The 23564-nt window shown below is 65.8% G+C and carries 24 protein-coding genes; 19 read left to right on the top strand and 5 right to left on the bottom strand.

Annotation, left to right across the window (positions count from 1 at the left end):
- Nucleotides 1-33: 33 nt before the first annotated feature.
- Nucleotides 34-888 carry a DMT family transporter gene (locus KW836_RS25645; RefSeq protein WP_175124678.1) on the top strand — a complete coding sequence of 285 codons (855 nt, stop codon included), beginning with the start codon at nt 34-36 and terminating at the stop codon, nt 886-888.
- A 37-nt stretch (nt 889-925) separates the two neighbouring features.
- On the top strand, nt 926-1777 hold the full coding sequence (locus tag KW836_RS25640; RefSeq protein WP_175124677.1) for a sulfurtransferase: 852 nt from the start codon (nt 926-928) through the stop codon (nt 1775-1777).
- Between the two features lie 55 nt (nt 1778-1832).
- Here KW836_RS25640 and KW836_RS25635 read toward each other — a convergent pair whose 3' ends face one another.
- Both KW836_RS25635 and KW836_RS25630 read right to left on the bottom strand, forming a co-directional pair.
- Nucleotides 1833-2402 carry a phosphonate degradation HD-domain oxygenase gene (locus KW836_RS25635; RefSeq protein WP_175124676.1) on the bottom strand — a complete coding sequence of 190 codons (570 nt, stop codon included), beginning with the start codon at nt 2400-2402 and terminating at the stop codon, nt 1833-1835.
- Between the two features lie 52 nt (nt 2403-2454).
- Nucleotides 2455-3318, bottom strand: a complete 864-nt coding sequence (locus KW836_RS25630; protein WP_218345116.1) for a LysR family transcriptional regulator — start codon at nt 3316-3318, stop codon at nt 2455-2457.
- A 145-nt stretch (nt 3319-3463) separates the two neighbouring features.
- On the opposite strand from KW836_RS25630, the gene KW836_RS25625 reads away from it, so the two are divergent.
- The 5 genes from KW836_RS25625 (at nt 3464) to KW836_RS25605 (ending at nt 9547) form a co-directional block, all read left to right on the top strand.
- Nucleotides 3464-4537, top strand: coding sequence for a putative 2-aminoethylphosphonate ABC transporter ATP-binding protein (locus tag KW836_RS25625; RefSeq protein ID WP_218345115.1), 1074 nt, complete (start codon nt 3464-3466; stop codon nt 4535-4537).
- Nucleotides 4515-6329, top strand: coding sequence for a putative 2-aminoethylphosphonate ABC transporter permease subunit (locus tag KW836_RS25620; protein ID WP_255596259.1), 1815 nt, complete (start codon nt 4515-4517; stop codon nt 6327-6329). Before KW836_RS25625 ends, KW836_RS25620 begins: the two co-directional genes overlap by 23 nt.
- Nucleotides 6330-6346: 17 nt before the next feature.
- Nucleotides 6347-7177, top strand: a complete 831-nt coding sequence (phnX, locus tag KW836_RS25615; RefSeq protein ID WP_370633077.1) for a phosphonoacetaldehyde hydrolase — start codon at nt 6347-6349, stop codon at nt 7175-7177.
- Between the two features lie 128 nt (nt 7178-7305).
- Nucleotides 7306-8328, top strand: a complete 1023-nt coding sequence (locus KW836_RS25610) for a putative 2-aminoethylphosphonate ABC transporter substrate-binding protein (RefSeq protein ID WP_191576595.1) — start codon at nt 7306-7308, stop codon at nt 8326-8328.
- A gap of 88 nt (nt 8329-8416) precedes the next feature.
- The gene (locus KW836_RS25605) at nt 8417-9547 is read left to right on the top strand and encodes a TIGR03364 family FAD-dependent oxidoreductase (RefSeq protein ID WP_218345113.1); all 1131 of its coding nucleotides are present in this window, start codon (nt 8417-8419) and stop codon (nt 9545-9547) included.
- Between the two features lie 103 nt (nt 9548-9650).
- Here KW836_RS25605 and KW836_RS25600 read toward each other — a convergent pair whose 3' ends face one another.
- The 3 genes from KW836_RS25600 to KW836_RS25590 all read right to left on the bottom strand — a co-directional run bounded on the left by KW836_RS25600 (nt 9651) and on the right by KW836_RS25590 (nt 13279).
- Complete coding sequence (locus tag KW836_RS25600; protein ID WP_175124670.1) at nt 9651-10796, bottom strand: aromatic ring-hydroxylating dioxygenase subunit alpha; 1146 nt, start codon at nt 10794-10796, stop codon at nt 9651-9653.
- A 290-nt stretch (nt 10797-11086) separates the two neighbouring features.
- Complete coding sequence (locus KW836_RS25595) at nt 11087-12097, bottom strand: acyltransferase (protein WP_175138797.1); 1011 nt, start codon at nt 12095-12097, stop codon at nt 11087-11089.
- A 213-nt stretch (nt 12098-12310) separates the two neighbouring features.
- Nucleotides 12311-13279 carry a tripartite tricarboxylate transporter substrate binding protein gene (locus KW836_RS25590; protein WP_175124668.1) on the bottom strand — a complete coding sequence of 323 codons (969 nt, stop codon included), beginning with the start codon at nt 13277-13279 and terminating at the stop codon, nt 12311-12313.
- Nucleotides 13280-13447: 168 nt separating this feature from the next.
- Here KW836_RS25590 and KW836_RS25585 point away from each other — a divergent pair, with 168 nt between their 5' ends.
- The 12 genes from KW836_RS25585 (at nt 13448) to KW836_RS25530 (ending at nt 23550) form a co-directional block, all read left to right on the top strand.
- Complete coding sequence (locus KW836_RS25585; protein WP_218345112.1) at nt 13448-14302, top strand: IclR family transcriptional regulator; 855 nt, start codon at nt 13448-13450, stop codon at nt 14300-14302.
- Between the two features lie 82 nt (nt 14303-14384).
- Nucleotides 14385-14651 (top strand): exodeoxyribonuclease VII small subunit, encoded by a 267-nt coding sequence (locus tag KW836_RS25580; protein WP_056567431.1) that lies wholly within the window; start codon nt 14385-14387, stop codon nt 14649-14651.
- 7 nt (nt 14652-14658) lie between these two features.
- A complete protein-coding gene (locus KW836_RS25575) occupies nt 14659-15570 on the top strand; it encodes a polyprenyl synthetase family protein (RefSeq protein ID WP_175138796.1) in 912 nt (303 codons plus the stop codon).
- Nucleotides 15571-15624: 54 nt separating this feature from the next.
- Entirely contained in the window at nt 15625-17487 is a 1863-nt protein-coding gene (gene dxs / locus KW836_RS25570; protein ID WP_218345111.1) for a 1-deoxy-D-xylulose-5-phosphate synthase, read from the top strand.
- 209 nt (nt 17488-17696) lie between these two features.
- A complete protein-coding gene (gene folE2 / locus KW836_RS25565) occupies nt 17697-18494 on the top strand; it encodes a GTP cyclohydrolase FolE2 (RefSeq protein WP_218345110.1) in 798 nt (265 codons plus the stop codon).
- Nucleotides 18495-18500: 6 nt separating this feature from the next.
- A complete protein-coding gene (locus KW836_RS25560; protein ID WP_218345109.1) occupies nt 18501-19424 on the top strand; it encodes a DUF817 domain-containing protein in 924 nt (307 codons plus the stop codon).
- 185 nt (nt 19425-19609) lie between these two features.
- Nucleotides 19610-19984 carry a 30S ribosomal protein S6 gene (rpsF, locus tag KW836_RS25555; RefSeq protein ID WP_056322467.1) on the top strand — a complete coding sequence of 125 codons (375 nt, stop codon included), beginning with the start codon at nt 19610-19612 and terminating at the stop codon, nt 19982-19984.
- Between the two features lie 50 nt (nt 19985-20034).
- Nucleotides 20035-20358 carry a primosomal replication protein N gene (priB, locus tag KW836_RS25550; protein WP_175124661.1) on the top strand — a complete coding sequence of 108 codons (324 nt, stop codon included), beginning with the start codon at nt 20035-20037 and terminating at the stop codon, nt 20356-20358.
- 99 nt (nt 20359-20457) lie between these two features.
- Nucleotides 20458-20730, top strand: coding sequence for a 30S ribosomal protein S18 (gene rpsR, locus KW836_RS25545; protein WP_006218308.1), 273 nt, complete (start codon nt 20458-20460; stop codon nt 20728-20730).
- 14 nt (nt 20731-20744) lie between these two features.
- A complete protein-coding gene (rplI, locus tag KW836_RS25540; protein WP_175124660.1) occupies nt 20745-21200 on the top strand; it encodes a 50S ribosomal protein L9 in 456 nt (151 codons plus the stop codon).
- A gap of 131 nt (nt 21201-21331) precedes the next feature.
- Nucleotides 21332-22171 (top strand): RIO1 family regulatory kinase/ATPase, encoded by an 840-nt coding sequence (locus KW836_RS25535; protein WP_175124659.1) that lies wholly within the window; start codon nt 21332-21334, stop codon nt 22169-22171.
- A complete protein-coding gene (locus tag KW836_RS25530) occupies nt 22168-23550 on the top strand; it encodes a replicative DNA helicase (RefSeq protein ID WP_056322477.1) in 1383 nt (460 codons plus the stop codon). Before KW836_RS25535 ends, KW836_RS25530 begins: the two co-directional genes overlap by 4 nt.
- Nucleotides 23551-23564 lie beyond the last annotated feature (14 nt).

The following is a 23564-nucleotide window of genomic DNA, read 5'->3' as shown; positions in this document are numbered from 1 at the left end:
TCCATCCCCCCTTTTCCCTTAGCGTAGACCCGCATGCAGGCACTTTGGATGTTGGTGGCGTCCGCCATGTTCGCCATCATGGGGTCGTTCGTGAAGCTCGGCACCGAACACGGCGCGTCGCTGCCGCAGGTCGTGCTCTTTCGCGGCCTGCCGTCGGTGATCCTTCTGCTGATCTGGGCGCGCGCCGGCCGCCAGTCGATCATTCCCACGAGCTGGAAGCTGCACATCTGGCGCAATCTGTCCGGCGTCACGTCGATGTGGCTGGGCTTTTTTGCCATCTCCCATCTGCCGCTGGCCACGGCCACCAGCCTGAACTACACGGCGCCGCTGTTCATCGCCTGTTGGATGCTGGGGTGGGGCGGGGCGCAACGCGATCCGGTGCGGATCCTGGCCGTGGCGTTGGGGTTCATGGGCGTGATTGCCGTGCTGCGGCCCAGCATCAACGAAGACCAGTGGCTTGCCGCCTTGCTCGGCATGGGGGCGGGCGCCATGTCCGCCATCGCGATGATGCAGATCCGCCAGCTGGGCCGCATCGGCGAACCCGAATGGCGCACGGTGCTGTTCTTCTCGGTCGCGGTGTGCGCGTCCAGCGGCGCCGGACTGGCGTTTGAAGGCTGGGGCTATGCGGACTGGACCGGTTATCTTTCGCTGCTGGGTGTGGGCGTCGCGGGGCTGTTTGGCCAGTTGGCCATGACCCGGGCGTTCGGCATGGGGTCGGCGCTGCTGACCGCCGCCCTGCAGTACAGCACCATCATTTTTGCGGCGCTGATCGGCATGGGCTTCTGGGGCGACCATCTGGACGTCGTGGCCTGGGCCGGCATGGGCCTCATCATCTTCGCGGGCCTGCTGTCGGTGTGGCGCACCATGCGCGATCCCAAGCCCGTCTGATCCCAGCATCCGCCGAATTCCACAGGAGCCCCCTCGCATGACGACGACCCTGATCTCCGCCGCTGACCTGGCCGCGCGTTTGGATACGCCCGACGTGCGCGTGTTCGACGTGCGCCACGATTTGACCAACCATGCGGCGGGCCGCCAGGCCTACGACGCGGGCCACATTCCCGGCGCCCGCTACCTGGATCATGAAACCGAGTTGGCCGCCGCGAAGACGGGCAAGAACGGCCGCCATCCGCTGCCGGACCGCGCCCAGTTCGGCGCGCTGATGGCCGCCCACGGCGTGACCCCCAGCACGCTGGTCGTGGCGTACGACGCCAGCGGCGGCATGTATGCGGCGCACCTGTGGTGGATGCTGCGGTGGCTGGGCCATGACCAGGTCGCCGTGCTGGACGGCGGATGGCAAGCCTGGACGGCCGCTGGCCTGCCCGTCAGCCACGACGCGGCGCCCGCCGTGCAGCCGGGCAAGCCGGTCGAGCCAGGCGCGCCGCTGGCCGGCACGGTGGACGCCCAGACGGTGCTGGCCAACATCGCCCAGCCGGCCTTCACCGTGATCGACGCGCGCGCCGCCAATCGCTATCGCGGCGAAGTGGAACCGATGGACCCGGTGGCCGGCCATATCCCCGGCGCGTTGAACCGCCCGAACGGCGAAAATCTGCAGCCGGACGGCCGCTTCAAGTCAGCCGACGCGCTGCGCGCGGAATTCGGGGCGCTTCTGGCGGGGCGCGATCCGGCGTCCATCGTCCACCAGTGCGGCTCGGGCATCACCGCCTGCCACAACCTGCTGTCGATGGAAATCGCCGGCCTGTCCGGTTCCCGCCTGTATCCGGGTTCCTGGAGCGAATGGTGCAGCGATCCCGCCCGGCCGGTGGCCAAGGGCGAATGAACGACAAAAAGCCAGGGCCTATACCCTGGCTTTTTTCATGGTCGCGGGCGGGCAGTTACCAGACCGCGGCCAGCTTGACGCGTCCGGACACGCTTTCGGCGATTTCCAGGAAGTGATCGAGCGGCGGCGTCGCCAGCCCCGGCACCTTGGCCATGTCGTCCCACCGCCGCAGGCGGATCGCGTCGGGCGCGCCGGGCATGCTGGCGAAGTCCACCGCCTGGCCGGCGTCGAAACTGCCGCCCTGCAGTGCCAGGCTGCGGCGGGAATCCTCGGATAGCCTCGCTTCGTACTGCGGTTCGACATAGCAGAGGTAGCGCTTGGCCTCGACGTGCAGGCGGATGGGATCCAGCACGGCGGCGCTGAACAAGCCGCGCAGGAAGGGCAGCACGAAATACTGATGCTTGTCGTCGATGCCGCGCAGCGTCGGCGTGCCGGGCCGGTCGGCGATCAGGTGGCCCAGGTCATGCAGCAGGCACGCCGTGATGAGATGGGCGTTGGCGCCGTTCTGTTCGGCCAGCGTCGCCGTCTGCAGCGCGTGCCGCAGATGGCTGACGGATTCGCCATGATAGGAACGGTGCCCGCGTTCCAGGAAAAGCTGTTCGATATCCTGCAGGGTCAAGGCCATGGTTGTCTCCTGAGTGGCCGCAAGGGGAAGAGGCGGGCAGTGACCGCAACGGTCAGCCGGCTGCCGGCGCCATCTCCAGAAAGCGCGCGATAAGCTGCACCGGTTGGCGCTCGCGCAGGCAGTACAGGTACTCATTCATCACGATGCCGGCGTCTTCGATGTCGAGGGCCGCCAGATCGGGGTGGGACGGGATTTCGCGCGATGGGATCAGGCTGATGCCCAGCTCGCACAGGATGGCTTGGCGAATCGATTCGCGGCTGCCGATTTCCAGCGTGCGGCGCACGGTGACGCCGGCGGCCTGCAGCGCCTCTTCGGTCAGCTGGCGCGTCATGGAGCCCGGCTCGCGCAGGAGCAATGCATACTCCGCCAGATCGGCCAGCCGCACCTGCCCGCGCCGGGCCAGCGGATGTGTCCGGTGCACCACCACGCGGATCGGGTCCGCGGCGATCTTGCGCCGGTACAGATGCTTGTCATCCATCAGAAAGGAAGACGTGGCAATCTCGATGCGGTAATCCTGCAGCGCCCGGAGCATCGACTGCGAATTGCCGATCGTGACGGTCAGGTCGATGCCGGGATAGCGCTGGTTGTAGCGCCGCACGGTGTCCATGATGTAGTACGGGCCGGTCGCGCCGATGCGCAGGTTGCCCTCGCGCAGATCGCTCGCGTCGCGCAGCCGGAAGTCGATCTCGGTCTCCTGCTGCACCAGCTTCTCGACCATCGGCATCAGGTTCTGCCCGGCGTCCGACAGCCGCATGCCGCGCCCCTGCCGGTGGAACAGTTCGATGCCGTAGCGCGATTCGAGCTGACGCAACTGCCCGGTCACCGTGGGCTGGCTCACGCCCAGTTGGGCGGCGGCCTTGGTGACGGTTCCGCAGCGGGCCACGGCATAGAAGGATTTGAGTTCGGCGACGAGCACGATCGGGGGCGAGGATTGGACGCAATGCGCAAGACCGCCAGTACACCAAAATAATTTGATGTTTTTATTACTGCATTTGCGCGAAGTGTCATAAACGCTCAATACGCCGATTCCATACTGCCTTCGTTCCCAGACCGGAGGCCTCATGCCCCAACGCGATACCGCCTTTCTCTCCGTGCAGAATCTCGTCAAGCGATTCGGCACCCACACGGCGCTGGCCGATGTGTCGCTGGATATCCGCGCCGGAGAGCTGGTGTGTCTGCTGGGGCCGTCGGGTTGCGGCAAGACGACGCTGCTGCGCGCGATTGCCGGGCTGGAGCGCCAGGACAGCGGCACCATCGTGCTGTCGGGCCGCGACATCTCCCATGCCGAGCCGCAGGCGCGCGACTACGGGATCCTGTTCCAGTCGTATGCGCTGTTTCCGAACCTGACCGTGGCCCAGAACGTGGCTTACGGCTTGAGCGGCAAGCGCGCCCACCGCAGCCACGTCGCCAGCCGCGTCGAGGAAATGCTGACGCTGGTGGGTCTGGCGGGCGCGTCGCACAAATACCCCGGCCAGATATCGGGCGGCCAGCAGCAGCGCGTGGCGCTGGCGCGCGCGTTGGCGCCGTCGCCGTCCCTGCTGTTGCTGGACGAACCCATGTCCGCGCTGGATGCGCGGGTGCGTGAACACCTGCGCATCGAACTTCGTGCGCTGCAAAAGCGCCTGTCCATCACCACGCTCATGGTGACGCATGACCAGGAAGAGGCCATGGTGATGGCCGACCGCATCGCCGTGATGAACGGCGGCGTCATCGAACAGTACGGCACGCCGCGCGAACTGTATCGTCAGCCAGGATCGGCCTTCATCGCCGATTTCGTGGGCGAGGCCAACTGGCTGCCGTTCGAACGCATCGACACCCACCGCGCCCGCGTGGGCCGCCAGGAGCTGGCGGTGGATGCGGCCCTGGACGCCGGGTCCGGCAGGCTTTTCGTGCGTCCCGAGGCCGTGCGCGTCAGCATGACCAAGCCGGAAGAGCCTAATTCCATGCTCGCGGACGTGCTGGACGGCGTGTTCCTGGGTCGCAGTTATCGTCTTGCGCTACGCCTGGAAGGCGTGCCCGGCGCCACGGTCCATTCCATCGTGTCCCCTGAAACCGGAGACGCCCTGTTGGGCGCTCACGCTGCCGGCCGCTGCTGGGTGGAGCTGCCGCGCCATGCGATACGCGCCTACGCTTGATCCGGCCGTGAACAATTCCCGCGCCATCGGCCAGCCCGCCGCGGTTTCCGCTGCGCCCGCGATCCCCACATCCGCATCCGCGCCGCTGCCCGCCTTGGGACGCCGCCCCTTGCCCGCGTGGGTCGGCGCGCTGGGCCTGGCGCTGGGGCAGGGCGGCCTGGCGCTTGGCCTTCTGCTTTTCCTGGCGTTGCCCTTGGCGGCGATCCTGCTCAAATCGGTCACGGACGCTGACGGCGGCTGGGCGGGCCTGTCGGTCATCGCCAGCATCATCAGCGCCGACGGCTTCATGGACATGGTCGGGCGCAGCCTGGCCGTGGGCGTCGTGACGACCCTGCTGGTGGTGCCGTGCGCGTACGGTTTTGCCTATGGCCTCACCCGCACCCGCCTGCCGGGCAAGGGCCTGCTGCGCACGATCGCGCTGCTGCCGCTGCTGGCGCCGTCGCTGCTGCCCGGCATTGCGCTGGTCTACCTGCTTGGCAATCAGGGCCTGCTCAAGGGCCTGACCGGCGGCGCCACCATCTACGGCTTCTGGGGCATCGTCGTCGGCGAGGCCTTCTACACGTTTCCGCATGCGCTCATGATTTTGCTGACCGGCCTGGCGCTGGCAGATGGGCGCCTGTATGACGCCGCACGCGCCATGGGCGCGGGGCCGTGGCGCACCTTCATGACGGTCACGCTGCCCGGCACGCGCTATGCGGTGTTCTCGGCCTGCTGCGTGGTGTTCACGCTGACCGTCACGGACTTCGGCGTGCCCAAGGTGGTGGGCGGCGATTACAACGTGCTGGCGATGGAAGCCTATAAGGCGGTGGTGGGGCAGCAGAATTTTCCGAAGGGGGCGGCGATTGGCATCCTGCTCCTGCTGCCGGCGCTGCTGACCTTCGTGCTGGACCGCCGCTTGCGTGCCCGTCAGGGCGCCCAGATGAGCGGCCGCGCGCAGCCTTACGCGGCCGGCGTGAACGGCCGCCGCGACGCGGCGTTCCTGGCGCTGGCGGGCGTGATGGCGGCCTTCCTGCTGCTGATCATCGGCGTGGCGGTCTGGGCCTCGTTCGTGAAGATGTGGCCGTACAACCTGTCGATGTCGCTGCGTTCGTACGACTTCGACAACATGGACGGCGGCGGCTGGCTCGCCTGGCGCAACAGCCTGCAACTCGCGTTCTGCACCGCGCTCGTCGGAACTTTGGTGGTCTTTGTCGGTGCGTGGATGATGGAGAAGGTGCCGGCCCGCAGCACGATGGCGCGCGGCCTGCGCGGCACGACCGGCATGCTGGCGCTGATGCCGATGGCGGTGCCGGGGCTGGTGCTGGGTCTGGGCTACATCTTCTTCTTCAACAGCGTGTCGAACCCGCTGAACGTGCTGTACGGCACGATGCCGCTGCTCGTGCTGTGCACGGTGGTGCACTTCTATACCAGCGCCCACCTGACGGCCGCCACCGCGCTCAATGCGCTGGACCCGGAGTTCGAGGCCGCCTCCGCATCGCTGAAGGTGCCGCGCCTGACGACCTTTTTGCGCGTGACGCTGCCGATGTGCCTGCCCGCGGCGCTGGACGTGGCCCGCTACCTGTTCGTGTCCGCCATGACGACCGTGTCGGCGGTGGTGTTTCTGTACAGCCCGTCCACGGTGCTGGCCGCCGTTGCCGTGCTGAACATGGACGACGCCGGCTTCATCGGCCCGGCCGCCGCCATGTGCACGGTCATCATGGCCAGTTCCGCCGTCGCCGCGCTGGTCCTGCACCTGGCGAGCCGCGCCCTGGTGGCGCGCACCCAGGCCTGGCGGCGCCCGGCGTCCCGCTGACCGATCATTTTTTCAGGATGACTTTCATGACTGCTCAACCTTTGCCCGTCCGCCTAGAAGCGGTGATCTTCGACTGGGCCGGCACGCTGGTCGACTTCGGTTCCTTTGCCCCCACCAAGGTGTTCGTGGATGCGTTTGCGCAGTTCGGCATGGACGTGTCGCTGAAAGAAGCGCGCGGCCCGATGGGCATGGGCAAGTGGGATCACATCCGCACGCTGTGCGACCAGCCCGCCATTGCCAGCCAGTACCAGGCCCGCTTCGGCCGCCTGCCGAGCGACGACGACGTCACCGCCATCTACGAGCGTTTTCTGCCGATGCAGCTGGAAAAAGTGGCGCAGTACTCGGCCGCCATTCCGGGCACCGCGGACGTGATGCGCGCCTTGCGCACGCGCGGACTGAAGATCGGATCGTGCTCCGGCTATCCCGCCAGCGTGATGGGCCGCGTGGTCGAACGTGCCGCCACCGAGGACCTGACGCCCGACTGCATCGTCGCCAGCGATGAAGTGACGCGTGCGCGTCCCGCGCCCGCCATGGCCTTGAAGAATGTAGTGGAACTGGGGCTGTCCGACGTGGCCGGCTGCATCAAGGTCGACGACACCGCGCCGGGCATCGAAGAGGGCCGCCGCGCGGGCATGTGGACCGTGGGGCTGCTGCTGTCCGGCAACGCCGCGGGCCTGACGCTGGATGAGTACAAGGGCCTTTCCGAACCCGCCCGCGACGCGGCACGCGATGCTGCCCGCGCGGAACTGAATCCGGCCGGCCCGCACTACCTGATCGACACGGTGGCCGACCTGCCCGCGGTGGTCGACGACATCGAAGCCCGACTGTCGCGAGGCGACCGCCCCTGAACTAGACGCTTGCCGCCCGGCGTCCCGGGCCACCTACAGACCTTTGACTCACCACGATCCGCAGCCGGCAGCCGCCGGCCGTGGGGACCTCGTTCACCCTGCTTTTCCGCTCACTCACGGAGTTGTTCATGAATCGCTACAAGCTGCTTGCATTGGCCGCCGCCCTGACGGGCGTGATGGGCGCCGCCTCGGCCGAGACCACGCTGACCGTCTACACGGCGCTGGAAGCCGACCAGATCAAGGCCTATCAGGCTGCCTTCGAAAAGGCCAATCCCGACATCAAGATCCAGTGGGTGCGCGACTCCACCGGCATCATCGCCGCCAAGCTGTTGGCCGAAAAGAACAACCCCAAGGCCGACGTGATCTGGGGTCTGGCCGGCACGGCGCTGGGCCTGATGGACAAGGAAGGCATGCTGCAGCCCTACGCCCCGAAGGGCCTGGACCAGATCGCCGCCAACATGCGCGACGCCAAGGCCGAACCGGCCTGGGTCGGCATGGACGGCTACGCCGCCGCCATCTGCTTCAACACGATCGAAGCCGAAAAGCAGAAGCTGCCCAAGCCCACGTCGTGGCAGGACCTGACCAAGCCGGTGTACGCCGGCAAGATCGTCATGCCGAACCCGGCCTCGTCCGGCACGGGCTTCCTGGACGTCAGCGCCTGGCTGCAGATCTTCGGTGAAGAAAAGGGCTGGGCCTACATGGACGCGCTGCACAAGAACATCGGCTCATACACGCACTCGGGTTCCAAGCCGTGCAACATGGCTGCCGCCGGGGAATTCCCGATCGGCATCTCGTTCGACTACCGCGCCGCCAAGCTGAAGGCCGACGGCGCGCCGGTCGAAGCCGTGTTCCCGTCGGAAGGCCTGGGCTGGGAAGTCGAAGCCACCGCCATCATGAAGGGCACCAAGAACCTCGACGCCGCCCGCAAGCTGGCTGACTTCTCGGCAAGCCGCGAAGCCAACGAGCTGTACAAGGCCAACTTCGCGGTGCTGGCGATCCCGTCGATCGCGACCGCCAATCCGAACCTGCCGGCCGATCTGACTTCGCGCATGATCAAGAACGACTTCACGTGGGCCGCAACGAACCGCGACCGCATCATTGCCGAGTGGACGAAGCGCTACGACGGCAAGTCCGAGCCGAAGAAGAAGTAATTCCTGACCCATGGCGGCGGCAGCGCGCCGCCGCGCATCGGGAGACCCGCGGGGGTCTCCCCGACATTCCTCTCGCAGTAGTTCAAAAATGAAGACTTACGACGTAATCGTGGTGGGCGCGGGCATGCTCGGCATCGCGCATGCCTGGGCGGCCGCCAAGCGCGGCCTGTCCGTGGCCGTCATCGAGCGCAGCCGCCAGGCGCACGGCGCGACGATCCGCAACTTCGGTCAGGTCATCGTGACGGGCCAGGCGCCCGGCACGATGCTGTCGCACGCGCAGCAGTCCCGCGAGCTGTGGCTCGATCTGGCGGACAAGGCGGGTTTTCATGTGCGTGCCAATGGCGCGCTGGTGCTGGCGCGCAATGCCGACGAGGCCGACGTGTTGCGGGAATTCGCGGACATGCGGCTGCGGCAGGAAGGGTACCGTGCCGACCTGCTATCGGCTCGCGAGGTGGGGGCGCTGTACAACGGCCAGCTGGCCCATCACTGCCTGGCGCTGCGCGGCCACGATGACCTGCAGATCTATTCGCGCGAGGCGCTGCCGGCCATCACGCACTATCTGCAGTCCTCGCTGGGCATCGACTTCATCACGGGAACCCTGGCGCGCGCCGTGGAAAACGGCGAAGTCAGCACCTCGGCGGGCGACTTCAAGGCGTCGCATGTGTTCGTGTGTCCCGGCCACGATTACCTGACCCTGTTGCCCGAACAATTCGCGCCGCTGAACCTGGAGGTCACGCGCCTGCAGATGCTGCGTGCGGTGTTCGACGGCCCGCCCATCGCGCTGGACCGGCCGCTGCTCACCGGCCTGTCCTGCGTGCATTACGGCGCGTTCTCGGACCTGCCGACGGCGCAGACGCTGCGCGGCGTGATCCAGGCGCGTACGCCGATGCTGCTGGAAAACGGCATCCACCTGCTGATCAGTCCCACGCCGTACGGCGAACTGATCATCGGCGACTCGCACCAGTACGGGCAGGACGCGTTGCCATTCAACGACGAAGCCGTCGACAACGCCATGCTGGATCTGGCCTCGCAGGCGCTGGGTGCGCGGCTGCGCGTGGTCGAGCGGTGGCAAGGCGTCTACGGCGCGCACGGACCGGCGCCGTTTTCCGTGATGCCGGTGGACGCGGCCACCACGGTGGCGGTCATGCACTCTGGCGTCGGCATGACGGTGGGGTTGGCGATCGGCGAACGGACGGTGGCGGGCGTTATTGGACGTTAAACTCGGACGCTGAACCGCACAACGCCGCTGGACGAAAAAAGGGCCTTGCGATCCGTAAAGGATGTCGCAAGGCCCTTTGTCATGCGGGCTGAGGCGGTGGGGACTACACCGACTGCATGATGCGGCGGTACCACTCGTGGAAGTGCTGCATGCCGTCTTCCATGGGCGACTGGTAGGGACCGGTCTCGTTCACGCCGCGCAGCATCAACGCCTTGCGGCCGGCATCCATGCGTTCGGCGATCTCGTCGTCCTCGATGGCCGTTTCCATGTAGGCCGCGCGCTGCGCCTCGACGAACTCGCGCTCAAACGCAGCGATTTCTTCGGGGTAGTAGAACTCGACCACGTTGACCGTTTCCTGCGGGCCCTTCGGGTACAGCGTGGACAGCACCAGCACGTGCGGATAGAGCTCGATCATGTGGGTCGGGAAGTACGTGACCCACACGGCGCCGAAGTCGGGGGCGTCGCCTTCGCGGAACGACAGCAGGCGGTCGTGCCACTGCTTGTACACGTCCGAACCCGGCTGCGCCAGCGCGTTGTGCACGCCCACCTTCTGCAGGCTGTACCAGTCGTTGAACTCCCAGGTCAGGTCGTCGCAGGTGACGAAACGCCCCAGTCCGGGATGGAACGGGCCGACGTGGTAGTCCTCGAGGTAGACCTCGATGAAGGTCTTCCAGTTGTAGTTGCACTGATGCACTTCAACGTGGTCCAGCACGTAGTCGCCGAAGTCGAACTCGGGGCGCCCGAACAGCGGCGCCATGTCGGCAGCCGGGTCGCGCGGGCCTTCGAAGAGCAGCCCGTGGCAATCGCGCAGGCGGAACTTCTGCAGATTCATGCAGGGCGTGGTTTCGAACTGCGGCGCGCCCAACAACTCGCCTTGGTTGTTGTACGTCCAGCGGTGCAGCGGGCAGACGATGTTGCCGCCAGTTGCCTTCAGGTTGCCGTGCGTGTTGCAGTTGCCGGCCACGTTGCCGGCTTCGCCACCAAGCATCAATGCCTGACGGTGACGGCAGACATTTGAGATGAGTTCGACGCCATGCTGGTTGCGAACCAGCGAGCGCCCTCCGTTTTCCTGGACCAACGTACGCCAATCCCCGATTTCGGGCACCAATTTCTGGTGGCCGACGTACAGCGAGGATTGCTTGAAAATGAGTTCTTGCTCGCGGGCAAAGAGGGCTTCGTCAAAATAAGCGCTGACGGGTAGCTGGGTGCGAGCTGGCACGACATGTGCCATCCGACCGATGTCGGTCATGATTCCCTCCGCTCGGATAAAAAAGCCAGGACGGTTTGAGCCTTGCCAGGCGCTTTTGTTCAAGTCCAGGTCCCTCGCGGTGTTTGCCGGGGGCCTTGTTCGTGAATTCGAGCCTGGTTGAATCCGTACTGGCGCGAAGAAAAATCGGTGTCTGGCCGATCAAATAAGCCGTGAATTGTACCCCAAGGGCTTGTACGACGCCCGTGGCAAAAGGGCAGGCCATTCGCGTGAATCCCGGGGTGGGTTTGACCGCGCGCAAACCGCGATTAACCCTTTATTCCGTAGGTCTTTCAGACGAGCCGGCGGGTGGCCGGATGACGCCTGAGCAACCAGCTGCTGGCGGCCGACAAGGCGAACACCATCATCGTCAGGAGCGGCACCACCCACGCATCGCGGTCCTGGCCCGAAAAAGCGCCGACGCGGCGCGCGACATCCAGGAAGACGGGATGGATGAGATAGACGCCAAACGTCAACGGGGCCAGCGCTGCTAGCCTTGGCAATCGCGGCGAGGACACGATCCATTGGAACGCAGCCAGCGACATGAACGGCACCGTCAGGCTGAAGTAGTCGTAGAAGTAGGTGTCCAGCACGTGGCCGTTGGACATGACGGTCACGCCCAACGCGGTCGCGGCCACGGTGGCGGCCAGCATCAGGCCCGGGCGCGGAACGCGCATCTCGCCATCGAAGATCAGACGGCCCGCGACGAAGTAGCCCAGGTAAGGCAGGAACCACGTCAGGAAAAAGCCATGCGGCGCGCCGAGCGCGCGGCGGTACAGGGCGTCAAGAATCGCCACGCCCAGGATGCCGACGACCCACAGCGCGCGCGCCTTCGGCGTGCTGCGCACATACAGCACGCGGACCAGCGGCGCGAACAGGTACAAGCCCACGATCATGTACAGGTACCAGAGGTGGTAGTAGGGCTCGCCCTGCGCGACCTTGCGCGGCCAAAACGAAAAATCGATGCGGCCGTCGTCCCACCAGTCCAGCCCCGTGCGCCATGCCAGGTAGAAGAGCGTCCAGAACAGCAGCGGGGCCAGGATGCGCGCAAGACGGCGGCTGTAGAAGCGCCGCGCGTCCTGGGGCTTGTCGGGGTCGAGCAGCAGGGCGCCGCTCACCATCACGAAGACGGGCACGCACCAGCGTGCGGCGGAGTCGTACAGATTGGCGGCCAGCCATGCGCCGCGGCCGTGGGCGGCGGGATCGCTGACGATGAGTGCGGCGCTGTGCAGCAGAACGACGGCCAGCGCAGCCAGCCAGCGGGCTGAGTCCAGGCGGGCGTATCGGTCTTCGGTCTGAGGCATCGGGCTCCCGGAATGGTTCGGCGACTGCGCCTTACCTTAGCAGCGACGTGATGCCGATTTCTGTATCCAGGGGTTAGGCCGCGCGTAAAAAACCGACAGGGCCGTGAGGGCGCTGTCGGGGGGAAAGGCATGCTCGCGGCAGGGCCGCGGGCACACCGGTCGCGGGCCGGCACTCCGCGAACGTTTTGTCACGAAACCGGCGTGAAGGCAGGCTTATTGCAGGACGATGTTGGCCTGCTTGATGAGCTGCGACACGATGGGCTGCTCGGTCTTGATCTGCTTGTCCAGCTCGGCCGCCGTGCCCGAACGCGGGTCGATGCCCATGTCCAGCAGGCGCTTTTTCACCGCTTCGTCCTTCAGCGTTTCGGTCAGCGCGGCCTGCAGGCGCTCGACAACGGGTGCCGGCGTGCCCTTGGGGGCTACGAAGCTGAACCACGCGGTCATGTCGAACGCGGGATAGCCTTGCTCGGCCAGCGTGCTCACGTTGGGCTCGGTCGCCAGGCGCGTGGGGCTCGTGATCGCAAAGACCTTGACCTTGCCGGCGTCAGCCTGCGGCATGCCGGTCGCCACCATGTCGAAGAACAGGTCCACGTCGCCGCTGATCAGCGCGGGCAGGGCCTGCGTGGCGCCCTTGAAGGGCACATGCAGGATGTCGATGCCGGCGCGTTCCTTGAAGAGTTCGCCGGCCAGATGCGACGACGTGCCCGGGCCGAAGGTCGCGAACGTCAGCTTGCCCGGATTCTGCTTGGCGTACGCCACCACGTCCTGCGTGCTGTTGAACGGCCGCTTGGGCGAGGACAGCAGAACCAGCGGGCCGACGCCCACCATGCCGATCTTGGCGAAGCTGTCCGGGTCGTAGGGCAGTTCCTTGTAGAGATAGCGGTTGGTCACCAGCGTCGAGTTGGTGGCCATGAGGATGGTGTAGCCGTCCGGCGCTTCGCGCGAGACATAGGCCGCCCCAATCGACGTGCCTGCGCCGGCCTTGTTTTCCACGATCATGGACTGGCCCAGGTTCTTGGCCATCCGCTCGGCCAGGACGCGCGTCAGCACGTCGGTGGCGCCGCCCGCCGGGAAGGGCGAGATCACCTTGATCGGGCGGGACGGATACGTATCGGCCTGGGCGCCCAGCGCGGCGGCGCTGAGCACCAGGGTGGCGAGCAGTTTGAAGCTGTTGCGAATCATGTTTTCCCCTTGAAGTCGCATGGTCAGAGTGGATCGCCGGGCCTGGCTTGGCTGACGCGCAATATCGTTCACGCGTCGCTTGCCAGGTCTCCTTGGATGTTTTAAATTCCGGAATATGGAATTTAATTCTGTCGTTCGAAATAAACTATAAAAACGAAGCGTATATAAATGCAACCGTTTTCTGGCGCCAAGCGCATCACCCTCCCGCCGTCCAAGCCGGACCAGAAGCTTGAACTGAGCCTGCCCGCACGCCGCAAGCGGGCCGCCGGCGCGGGCGAGGGCGCCAATTCCCCTGACTTCATCACGGCGCTGGCGCGCGGCCTGGACGTGCTGCGGTGCTTCCGCCACGGCGTGGCCGCGCTGGGCAACCTGGATCTGGCGCGCCTGACCGGCCTGCCCAAGCCCACCATCAGCCGGATCACCTACACGCTCACGGAACTGGGTTACCTGCGCTATCACCCCGACACCGGCAAGTATTCGCCCGGCTACGGCGTGCTGGCGCTGGGATTCGGCCTGCTCGCCGGCCTGGAAGTGCGCGAACTGGCCAAGGCGTCCATGACCGATCTGGCGCGCGAGACCGGCGGCGCGGTGGCGCTGGGCGCTTTCGACGGCGACGCCATGACCTACGTCGAAGCGATCCACGGTTCGTCCGCGCTGTACCTGCGCCTCCCCGTGGGCTACCGCGCCACGCTGGACAGCGCCATGGGGCGTGCGTACCTGGCCAGCCTGCCCGAAGACGAGTGCGACGCCGTCCTCGCGCGCCTGGACCAGGCGGCGCCGGCGCCCGAGGCCATCGCGCGGGCGCGCGCCGAACTGGCGCAGGCCGGCTGCTGCTGCGCCATCGGCGAATGGCAATCCGGCATCAATGCCGTGGCCGTGCCGTTCACGTCCATCACGGGCGAAGGCGTCTTCGTCATGAGCTGCGGCGGGCCGGCCAGCTTGCTGGAGGCTTCGCATCTTCGGGATCACGTCGCCCCGGCGCTCCTGGCGGCGGTGGCGGGCCTGGCGGGCACGCAGGCATAGGGCATGGGACGCATCCGGGCCGCGCCTGGCTATCTCGTACAATTCACGGATTAATCCACCCCCAAGTGCCCCGGAGGCCCGTTTGGCCAAACCCACTCAAGCTGATCCGCAGAACGACGATCGTCCCTTGCCCCAGGATTTCGAAACGGCGCTGGCCGAACTGGAATCACTGGTCGCGGCCATGGAAGACGGATCGCTGCCGCTCGAGCAATCGCTGGCTGCCTACCGGCGCGGCGTGGCGCTCACGCGGGTGTGCCAGGATCGCCTGGCGCAGGCCGAGCAGCAGGTCAAGGTCCTCGAAGGCGGCCTGCTGCGGCCGCTGGATCCCGCGGCGCTGGACGACGAATAAGACACCAATGAAGCAAACTCAACTCGCATTTTCCGAGTGGTTGCAAGGCCGTGCGCGCCACGTCGAAGACGTGCTCGACGACCTGCTGCCCCCGGCGGATCAGGCGCCTGCCCGCTTGCATGAAGCCATGCGCTACGCCGTGCTCGGCGGCGGCAAGCGCGTGCGCGCCGCCCTGGTCTATGCCGCCGGACAGGCCTGCCCCGTCAGCGGCAGCGTGCTTGCCATCGAGGCCTCGCTGGACCGCGCGGCCGCCGCCGTCGAACTGATCCACGCCTACTCGCTGATCCACGACGATCTGCCCTGCATGGACGACGACACGCTGCGCCGTGGCCGTCCCACCACGCACGTGCAGTTCGACGAAGCCACCGCCATGCTGGCGGGCGACGCGCTGCAGCCGCTGGCCTTCGAACTGATCGCGTCCATGCCGATCGCCCCGGCGTTGATCGTCCAGGCCACCCAGTCGCTGGCCCGCTCGGCCGGCAGCCAGGGTATGGCGGGCGGGCAGGCGATCGACCTGTTCAGCGTCGGCCGCTCGCTGTCGCGCGATGAACTGCAGATGATGCACGGCATGAAGACCGGCGCCATGCTGGCGTGCAGCGTGGCGTTGGGCGGCATCGTAGCGGGCGCCAGCTCGGCATCGCGCCAGGCGCTGGACGCCTACGCGCAGGCCATGGGCCTGGCGTTCCAGGTGGTCGACGATATTCTTGACGTCACCGCGGACAGCGCCAGCCTGGGCAAGACGCCGGGCAAGGACGCCGCCGAAAACAAGCCTACGTACGTGTCCCTGCTGGGCCTGGACGAAGCCCGGGCCTTTGCCGAGGAACTGCGCGTGGCGGCGCTGGCCGCCCTGGCGCCGCTGGGCGACGCCGGCGCGCGTCTGGCCCAGCTTGCCGACTTCATCGTTCTTCGAGACCGCTGATCCGAGATCAGCCCGGCCTTCTTGGTAGGCCGGGCCAACGAACCCCATAAAAGCATGACGACAGATTTACTGGACCGTATTCAATCGCCGGCTGACCTGAAGCGCCTGGATCGCCGCGAACTGAAAAAGCTTGCCGATGAACTGCGCGGCTTTGTGCTGGAGTCGGTGTCCAAAACGGGCGGACACCTGTCGTCCAACCTGGGCACCGTCGAACTCACGCTGGCGCTGCACCAGGTGTTCGACACGCCGCACGACCGCATCGTGTGGGACGTGGGTCATCAGTCCTATCCGCACAAGATCCTGACGGGACGCCGCGCCGGCATGGCCAAGCTGCGCCAGCAAGGTGGCATTTCGGGCTTCCCGAAGCGCAGCGAATCCGAGTACGACGCCTTCGGCACCGCGCATTCGTCCACGTCGATCTCCGCGGCCCTGGGCATGGCGGTGGCCTCGCGCAATGCGGGCGAACAGCGCCAGCACATTGCCGTGATCGGCGACGGCGCCATGTCCGCGGGCATGGCGTTCGAGGCCATGAACAACGCGGGCGTCACACCCGACATCAACCTGCTGGTGATCCTGAACGACAACGACATGTCGATCTCGCCGCCGGTGGGGGCGCTGAACCGCTATCTGGCGCGCCTGATGTCCGGACGCTTCTACGCCACGGCCAAGAACGTGGGGCGGGCGGTGCTGCAGCACGTGCCGCCGGTGCTTGAGCTGGCGCGCCGCTTCGAGGAACACGCCAAGGGCATGGTCACGCCCGCCACGCTGTTCGAAGAGTTCGGCTTCAACTACGTTGGCCCCATCGATGGCCATGACCTGGACGCGCTGGTTCCCACGCTGCAGAACCTGAAAGCCCTCGAAGGCCTGCAGTTCCTGCACGTCGTCACGCGCAAGGGCCAGGGCTACAAGCTGGCCGAAGCCGATCCCGTGCTTTATCACGGTCCCGGCAAGTTCGATCCGGCGGTCGGCATCCAGCAATCGAAGGCGCCGGGCAAGCGCACCTTCACGCAGGTGTTCGGCACGTGGCTGTGCGACACGGCGCAGCAGGATGCGCGCCTTGTGGCCGTCACGCCCGCCATGCGCGAAGGCAGCGGCCTGGTCGAATTCGAACAGCGCTTCCCGCAGCGGTATTTCGACGTGGGCATTGCCGAACAGCATGCCGTCACGTTCGCCGCGGGCGTGGCCTGCGAAGGCCAGAAGCCGGTCGTCGCCATCTATTCCACCTTCATGCAACGCGGCTACGATCAGTTCATCCATGACGTCGCCCTGCAGAACCTGGACGTCACGTTTGCGCTGGACCGCGCCGGCATCGTGGGCGCCGACGGCGCCACGCACGCCGGCAATTACGACATCGCCTTCCTGCGCTGCGTGCCGAACATGGTGGTGGCCACGCCTTCCGACGAAAACGAAACCCGCCTGCTTCTGTCGACCTGTTATCAGCACCCCGGTCCGGCATCGGTGCGTTACCCGCGCGGCGCGGGCTGCGGCGCGGCTGAAAGTCAGAGCCTCGATACCGTTGAACTGGGCAAGGGCGTCGTCCGCCGCGAAGGCAAGAAAATCGCCATCCTGGGCTTTGGCACGCTGGTGCAGGCTGCGCTGGGCGCCGCCGGCAAGCTGGATGCCACCGTCGCCGACATGCGCTTTGCCAAGCCGATCGACCGCGACCTGATCCTGGATCTGGCCAGCCGCCACGACGCGCTCGTCACCCTGGAAGACGCCTGCATCATGGGCGGCGCAGGCAGCGCGGTACTCGAGGTGCTGAGCGCCGCCGGCGTGCTGATTCCGGTGCTGCAGCTTGGCCTGCCGGATGAATTCATCGACCACGGCGAGCAATCGGCCCTGCTGGTGGGGCTCGGCCTGGATGCCGCGGGCATCGAGCAGTCGATCCGCACGCGCTACGCCGACCTGTTGAAGTGATCCGGCCGGCCTGATTCCGGCTGATCCTTGCGGCCGAGGACATGCGTCTTCGGACGCAAGGATGAAACACACTGTTCCGGCCCCGCCCGCATGGCGCCGTGGGGTTACCCCTTCTCATTGCGCGTGGCTGGGCGATAATTAGCCCCTTCTCAAGACAACTGGGCCAGCACGTTGCGCCATGGCGGACCGGCCCGGACAGGTAAGCCGAAATGAATTCTCCGATCGACCCCGCCATCGTGATGCCCGACGTCCAGAGCGCCACCGATACGCGGCATATCCCGATCCAGCGCGTTGGCATTCGCGGCGTGCGTCATCCCATGCTGGTCCAGAGCGGCGACGGCTCGGCGCAAGGCACGGTGGCCAGCTGGACGCTGACCGTGGCCCTGCCGCCCGAAGAAAAGGGCACGCACATGTCCCGCTTCGTGGCCCTGCTCGAAAAATACCGCACCACGGCCATGACGCCGGCGCTGTTCCGCACCATGGCGGCCGACATGCTGCCGCTGCTGCATGCCGAACGCGGCGACATCACGGCATCGTTCCCGTACTTCATCAACAAGTCCGCGCCGATCTCCGGCGTGCAGAGCCTGCTGGACTACGAGGTCCAGTGGGTCGCGCGCGCGCAGGCCGACCGCGTCGAATTCGAGCTCGTGGTCCAGGTGCCGGTCACCAGCCTGTGCCCGTGTTCGAAGGCCATCTCCGAATACGGCGCGCACAACCAGCGTTCGCACGTCACGGTGTCGGCCATCCTGAATGAAGACATCTCGATGGACGGCGTGATCCGCCTGATCGAAGACGAAGGCTCGTGCGAACTGTGGGGGCTGCTCAAGCGCCCTGACGAAAAGTTCGTCACTGAACGCGCCTACGACAATCCCAAGTTCGTCGAGGACCTGGTGCGCGACGTGGCGGCCCGCCTGAACGCGCACCCCGGCATCGCGCGCTATCGCGTCGAGGCGGAAAACTTCGAGTCCATTCACAACCACTCGGCCTACGCCGTCGTCGAAGGCTGAACGCCCGTGCGCCACCCGGCGGCCAGCGACTGGCCGCTCATCGCCGATCTGCAGCAATGGGAAGCGCGGCTGGCCAGCAATCTGGCGAGCCGCGGCCGCTTTGGCGTGGCGCTTTACGAGTTCTTCCGCTTCGGCGTGAAGCAGGCGTGGGCGTGCCTGTTCGGCGGCCTGATGTGCGCGCTGCTGCTGGGCACGCACTGGTGGTATCCCAAGGATGCCGCGCTGGCGCGCTACGACTTCCTGACGCTCGCCGCGCTCGGTATCCAGGCCGCGCTGCTCGCGCTGCGCATGGAAACCTGGAGCGAAGCGCGCGTGATCCTGATGTTTCATGTGGTCGGCACCTGCATGGAAATCTTCAAGACCGCCGCCGGCTCGTGGATCTATCCCGAAGCCAGCGTGCTGCGCATCGGCGGTGTGCCGCTTTTCACGGGCTTCATGTACGCCGCGGTGGGCAGCTACCTGGCCCGCGTGTGGCGGCTGTTCGATTTCCGCTTTCGCGCGCATCCGCCGCTGGCCGCGACCGCAGTGTTGTCGGTGCTGATCTACGTGAACTTCTTCGCGCACCATTACGTGATGGACTTCCGGTGGGCGCTGTTCGCCATGACCGCCGTCCTGTTCGCGCGCACGTGGGTGTATTTCCGGATCTGGCAGGTCTACCGGAGCATGCCGCTGCTGCTGGGTTTCGTGCTGGTGGCGCTTTTTATCTGGTTTGCCGAAAACATCGGCACCTTCGCCAATGCGTGGCGCTATCCCAACCAGGCGCAGGTCTGGCAGGCCGTGTCCATCGCCAAGCTGGGATCCTGGTTCCTGCTCATGATCATCAGCTACGTCATGGTCAGCGCCGTCAACCGGCCTCGGGCGATTACCGCCGCCGACCTGCCTGCAACTGGCGGGCAGGAACCTGCCCGAAACGCGTCCCTTATTTCTTAAGCCTACGCCGGCTTGCAAGCGACCGCCCAATCGGTGATAATCGAGAGCTTTCTTGCTCGACCACCCATGGTTTTGGGTAGCGGGCTGCCCCTTGCGGCGAAACGTCAACGATGTTGATCCACCCATGATGGAAAGCGCGGGTGCAAGACGTTTGGCCAGCAAGACATCCTCAAGGAGTTTTACTCATGCGTCACTACGAAGTAGTGTTTATTGTTCACCCCGACCAAAGCGAGCAAGTGCCCGCCATGGTCGAGCGTTACCAAGCGCTGGTCACGGGCCAAGGCGGCTCGATCCATCGCCTGGAAGACTGGGGCCGCCGTCAACTGGCCTACCCGATCCAGAAGCTCGTCAAGGCTCACTACGTCTGCCTGAACATCGAGTGCGGCCAAGCCACGCTGGATGAGCTGGAACACTCGTTCCGCTACAACGACGCCGTGCTGCGCCACCTGGTCATCAAGACCAAGAAGGCCCAGACCACCCCGTCGATCATGATGAAGTCGGTCGAGCGCGAAGAAGCCCGCAAGGCTTCGGCGGAAGCTGCTCCGGCTCAGGCCGAGTAAGCAGGCTCACGCAGAGCTCATTGCATCAAGTCCCCTCGGTACCAGGCAGGATGAACAAGCTGGAACTCAGCGCCCGCGTTCTCGAATGCGAGCCTTTGCGCCACACACCCGCCGGTTTGCCAGCGCTGGAAATGCTGCTGGCGCACGAGTCGGAAGTCATCGAAGCCGGCCACCCGCGCCGTGTCGAACTGACGATTTCCGCCGTGGCACTGGGAGATCTGGCGCTGCTCTTGAGAAACACCGCTTTAGGGTCTGAATTGCTGGTGCAGGGGTTTTTGGCTCCCGCCCGCAAGGACTCGGTGAAGATCAAGCTGCATCTGCAGCAGGCGCGCAAGATCAGCGGAAGCGCTGGACGCGATCCGCAGGTGGCCTGAAGGCAATGAGACACAGGGTGCGAGAGCGCCTTCTGAATTCGGATAGGTTATGGGGAAGTGGGCATTGACCCCGTCCCCTCAAACATAAAGGCACATATCATGGCTTTCTTCGGAAAACGCAAAGAAAAACGCAAATTCACGCAGCAGAACCCGCTCTTCAAGCGTCGTAAGTTCTGCCGCTTCACCGCAGCCGGCGTCGAAGAGATCGACTACAAGGATCTGGACACCCTGCGCGACTTCGTGCAAGAAAACGGCAAGATCATCCCGGCTCGCCTGACCGGCACCAAGGCAATCTACCAGCGCCAGCTGGACACCGCCATCAAGCGCGCGCGCTTCCTGGCTCTGTTGCCTTACACCGACAACCACAACTAATCCGGGGCACTGAAATGCAAGTTATTCTGCTCGAAAAAGTCGTCAACCTGGGCAACCTGGGTGAAGTCGTGCGTGTGCGTGATGGCTACGCCCGCAACTTCCTGATTCCCCAGAAGAAGGCCCGTCGCGCAACCGACGCCGCCCTGAAGGAATTCGAAGCCCGCCGCGCCGAGCTGGAAAAGGTCCAGGCTGAAAAGCTGGCCGCTTCCCAAGCCCTGGGCGAGCGCCTGAACGGCTACCAGCTCAAGATCGTTCAGAAGGCCGGCGTTGACGGTCGTCTGTTCGGTTCGGTCACCAACGCCGACATCGCCGAAGGTCTGAAGAAGGCTTCGTTCGAAGCTGTCGAAAAGGCCCAAGTGCGTCTGCCCAATGGCCAGCTGAAGGCCATCGGCGAGTACCCGGTCCAGGTCGCCCTGCACGCCGACGTCGTGGTCGACATCACGGTTCTGGTCGAAGGCGAACTGTCCTGATCCGGCAGTCGCGGTAAAAAGAAGCCGGCCCGCGCGCCGGCTTTTTTTCTTTTTTCAGCCCTGTGCCGATGTCGTGCTGAATGGTGCGCGGCGACGCACCCTCGTTTTACGCTGTCATTCCAGAGGACCTCTTGACTCATCCGCCTGTCCATCACAACGCGCCGCCCGGCCTGCGAGCCTGGCTCGACAGCGTGGATGCGTCGCGTGAACCTTCGGTGCGGGATGTGACGATAGATGGCGTGCGCTGCATCATCAAGCGGCGCCGGCCCGGCATCCTGCAGAGCGTGAGCTATGTGCTGCGCTACGTGCGCGCCTTGTTCCTCGCCGTGGGCTGCAAGGTCTTCCTGGGCGAGTTTCCGCGTCCCAGCGTGCTGTTGCGCAACGGTCTGGCCCACGAAGGGCAGCGCCTGGCGCAGTTGCTGGAAGCAGGGTCGCGCGTCCCCGAGGTGTGGTGGCGGGAGCAGAACCTGCTGGTGCTGGAGTTCGTGGGCGAAGACCTGGCGGACCTCATCCGCAACGAAGACTCCACCTCGCGCATGTGGCTCGCGCGCGCCGCGGCGGCCGATCTGGCCGCTTTCCATGCCCGCGGCATGTGGCATGGCGGGGCGCAGATCCGCAACGTTACGCTGCGCGATGGCGAGATCTGGCGCATCGACTTCGAGGAAAACATCGGCGCGACGCTGTCGCGGCCGCTGGCGCAGGCCTATGACCTGTTCCAGATGCTGGCCTCGCTGGTGTCGCTGCGCAAGTTGGGTGATGCAGATGCGCGCACGCTGGGCAAGCTGGCGCTCGATGTCTACCTGGACTGCAATCCCGACCCCGAGGTCAGGGCCCGCTTGAAGCGCCTGGCGCGCGTGCTGTGCGGCATCGCCATGCCGCTGCGCCCCATCCTTGCCCGATTCCCCTCGCGCGACATCCAAGGGTTTTTCCGCGTCGCGGATATCCTGCAGCCGTTACTATTGAAGCCATGAACACACCCGCCGATTCCCAGCTCGAGTACCTGCGCGTCCCCCCGCATTCCATCGAGGCGGAGCAGTCGGTCCTGGGCGGACTGCTGCTGGACAACGCTGCCTGGGACCGTATCGCGGATGTGCTTCTCGAAGAAGACTTCTACCGTCACGACCACCGGCTGATCTGGCACCACATTGCGCGCCTGATTGGTCTGGCGCGCCCGGCCGACGTCATCACGGTGCACGAGTCCCTCGTCAGCGCGGGCAAGGCCGAAGAGTCCGGCGGGCTGGCTTACCTGAATGCCCTGGCGCACAACACACCGTCGGCCGCCAACATCCGCCGGTACGGCGAGATCGTGCGCGAGCGCGCGATGCTGCGCAAGCTGGTGTCGATCGCGGACGAAATCTCGTCGGCCGCCATGAACCCGCAGGGCAAGGAAGCGCGGCAGCTGCTGGACGAGGCCGAATCCAAGGTGTTCAAGATCGCCCAGGAAGGCGCGCGCGGCGCGGCCGGCTTCCAGGAGATCCAACCACTTCTGACGCAGGTCGTCGAGCGCATTGACGAGCTCTACCACCGCGAGAGCACGTCCGACGTGACGGGCGTGCCCACGGGCTTCACCGATCTGGACAAGATGACGTCGGGCATGCAGGGTGGCGACCTGATCATCGTGGCCGGCCGCCCGTCCATGGGCAAGACGTCGTTCTCCATGAACATCGGAGAGCACGTCGCCATCGAAGAGGGCCTGCCCGTGGCGGTGTTCTCCATGGAAATGGGCGCGGTGCAGCTCGCCATGCGTATGCTGGGTTCCGTGGGACTCCTGGACCAGCACCGCATGCGTACGGGCAAGCTGATCGCTGAAGACTGGCCGCGCGTCACGCACGCCGTGCAGCTCATGCAGGATGCGCAGGTCTACATCGACGAATCGCCGGCGCTCAGTCCCATGGAAGTGCGCGCCCGCGCGCGTCGTCTGGCGCGCCAGTGCGGCCAGCTTGGCCTCATCATCATCGACTACCTGCAGCTCATGTCCGGCAACGGTTCCGGCGAAAACCGGGCCACCGAAGTGTCGGAAATCAGCCGCTCGCTCAAGGGTCTGGCCAAAGAACTGAATTGCCCGCTGATCGCACTGTCGCAGCTCAACCGAAGCCTGGAACAGCGTCCCAACAAGCGCCCCGTCATGAGCGACCTGCGCGAATCGGGCGCAATCGAACAGGATGCGGACGTGATCCTGTTCATTTACCGCGACGAGGTCTACAACCCCGATTCGCCAGACAAGGGCACGGCCGAGATCATCATCGGCAAGCAGCGTAACGGCCCGATCGGCACGGTGCGCCTGACGTTCCAGGGTTCCAGCACGCGCTTTTTGAACTTCTCCGGCGCGCAGCCGCGGGACATGTACTGATTCCGCACATCGCC

This window comes from Achromobacter sp. ACM05, from assembly GCF_019218915.1.
GTDB classification, from domain to species: domain Bacteria; phylum Pseudomonadota; class Gammaproteobacteria; order Burkholderiales; family Burkholderiaceae_B; genus Achromobacter; species Achromobacter animicus.
Note: the sequence above shows the minus strand (reverse complement) of the source record. Positions and strands in the feature narration are given on the sequence as shown.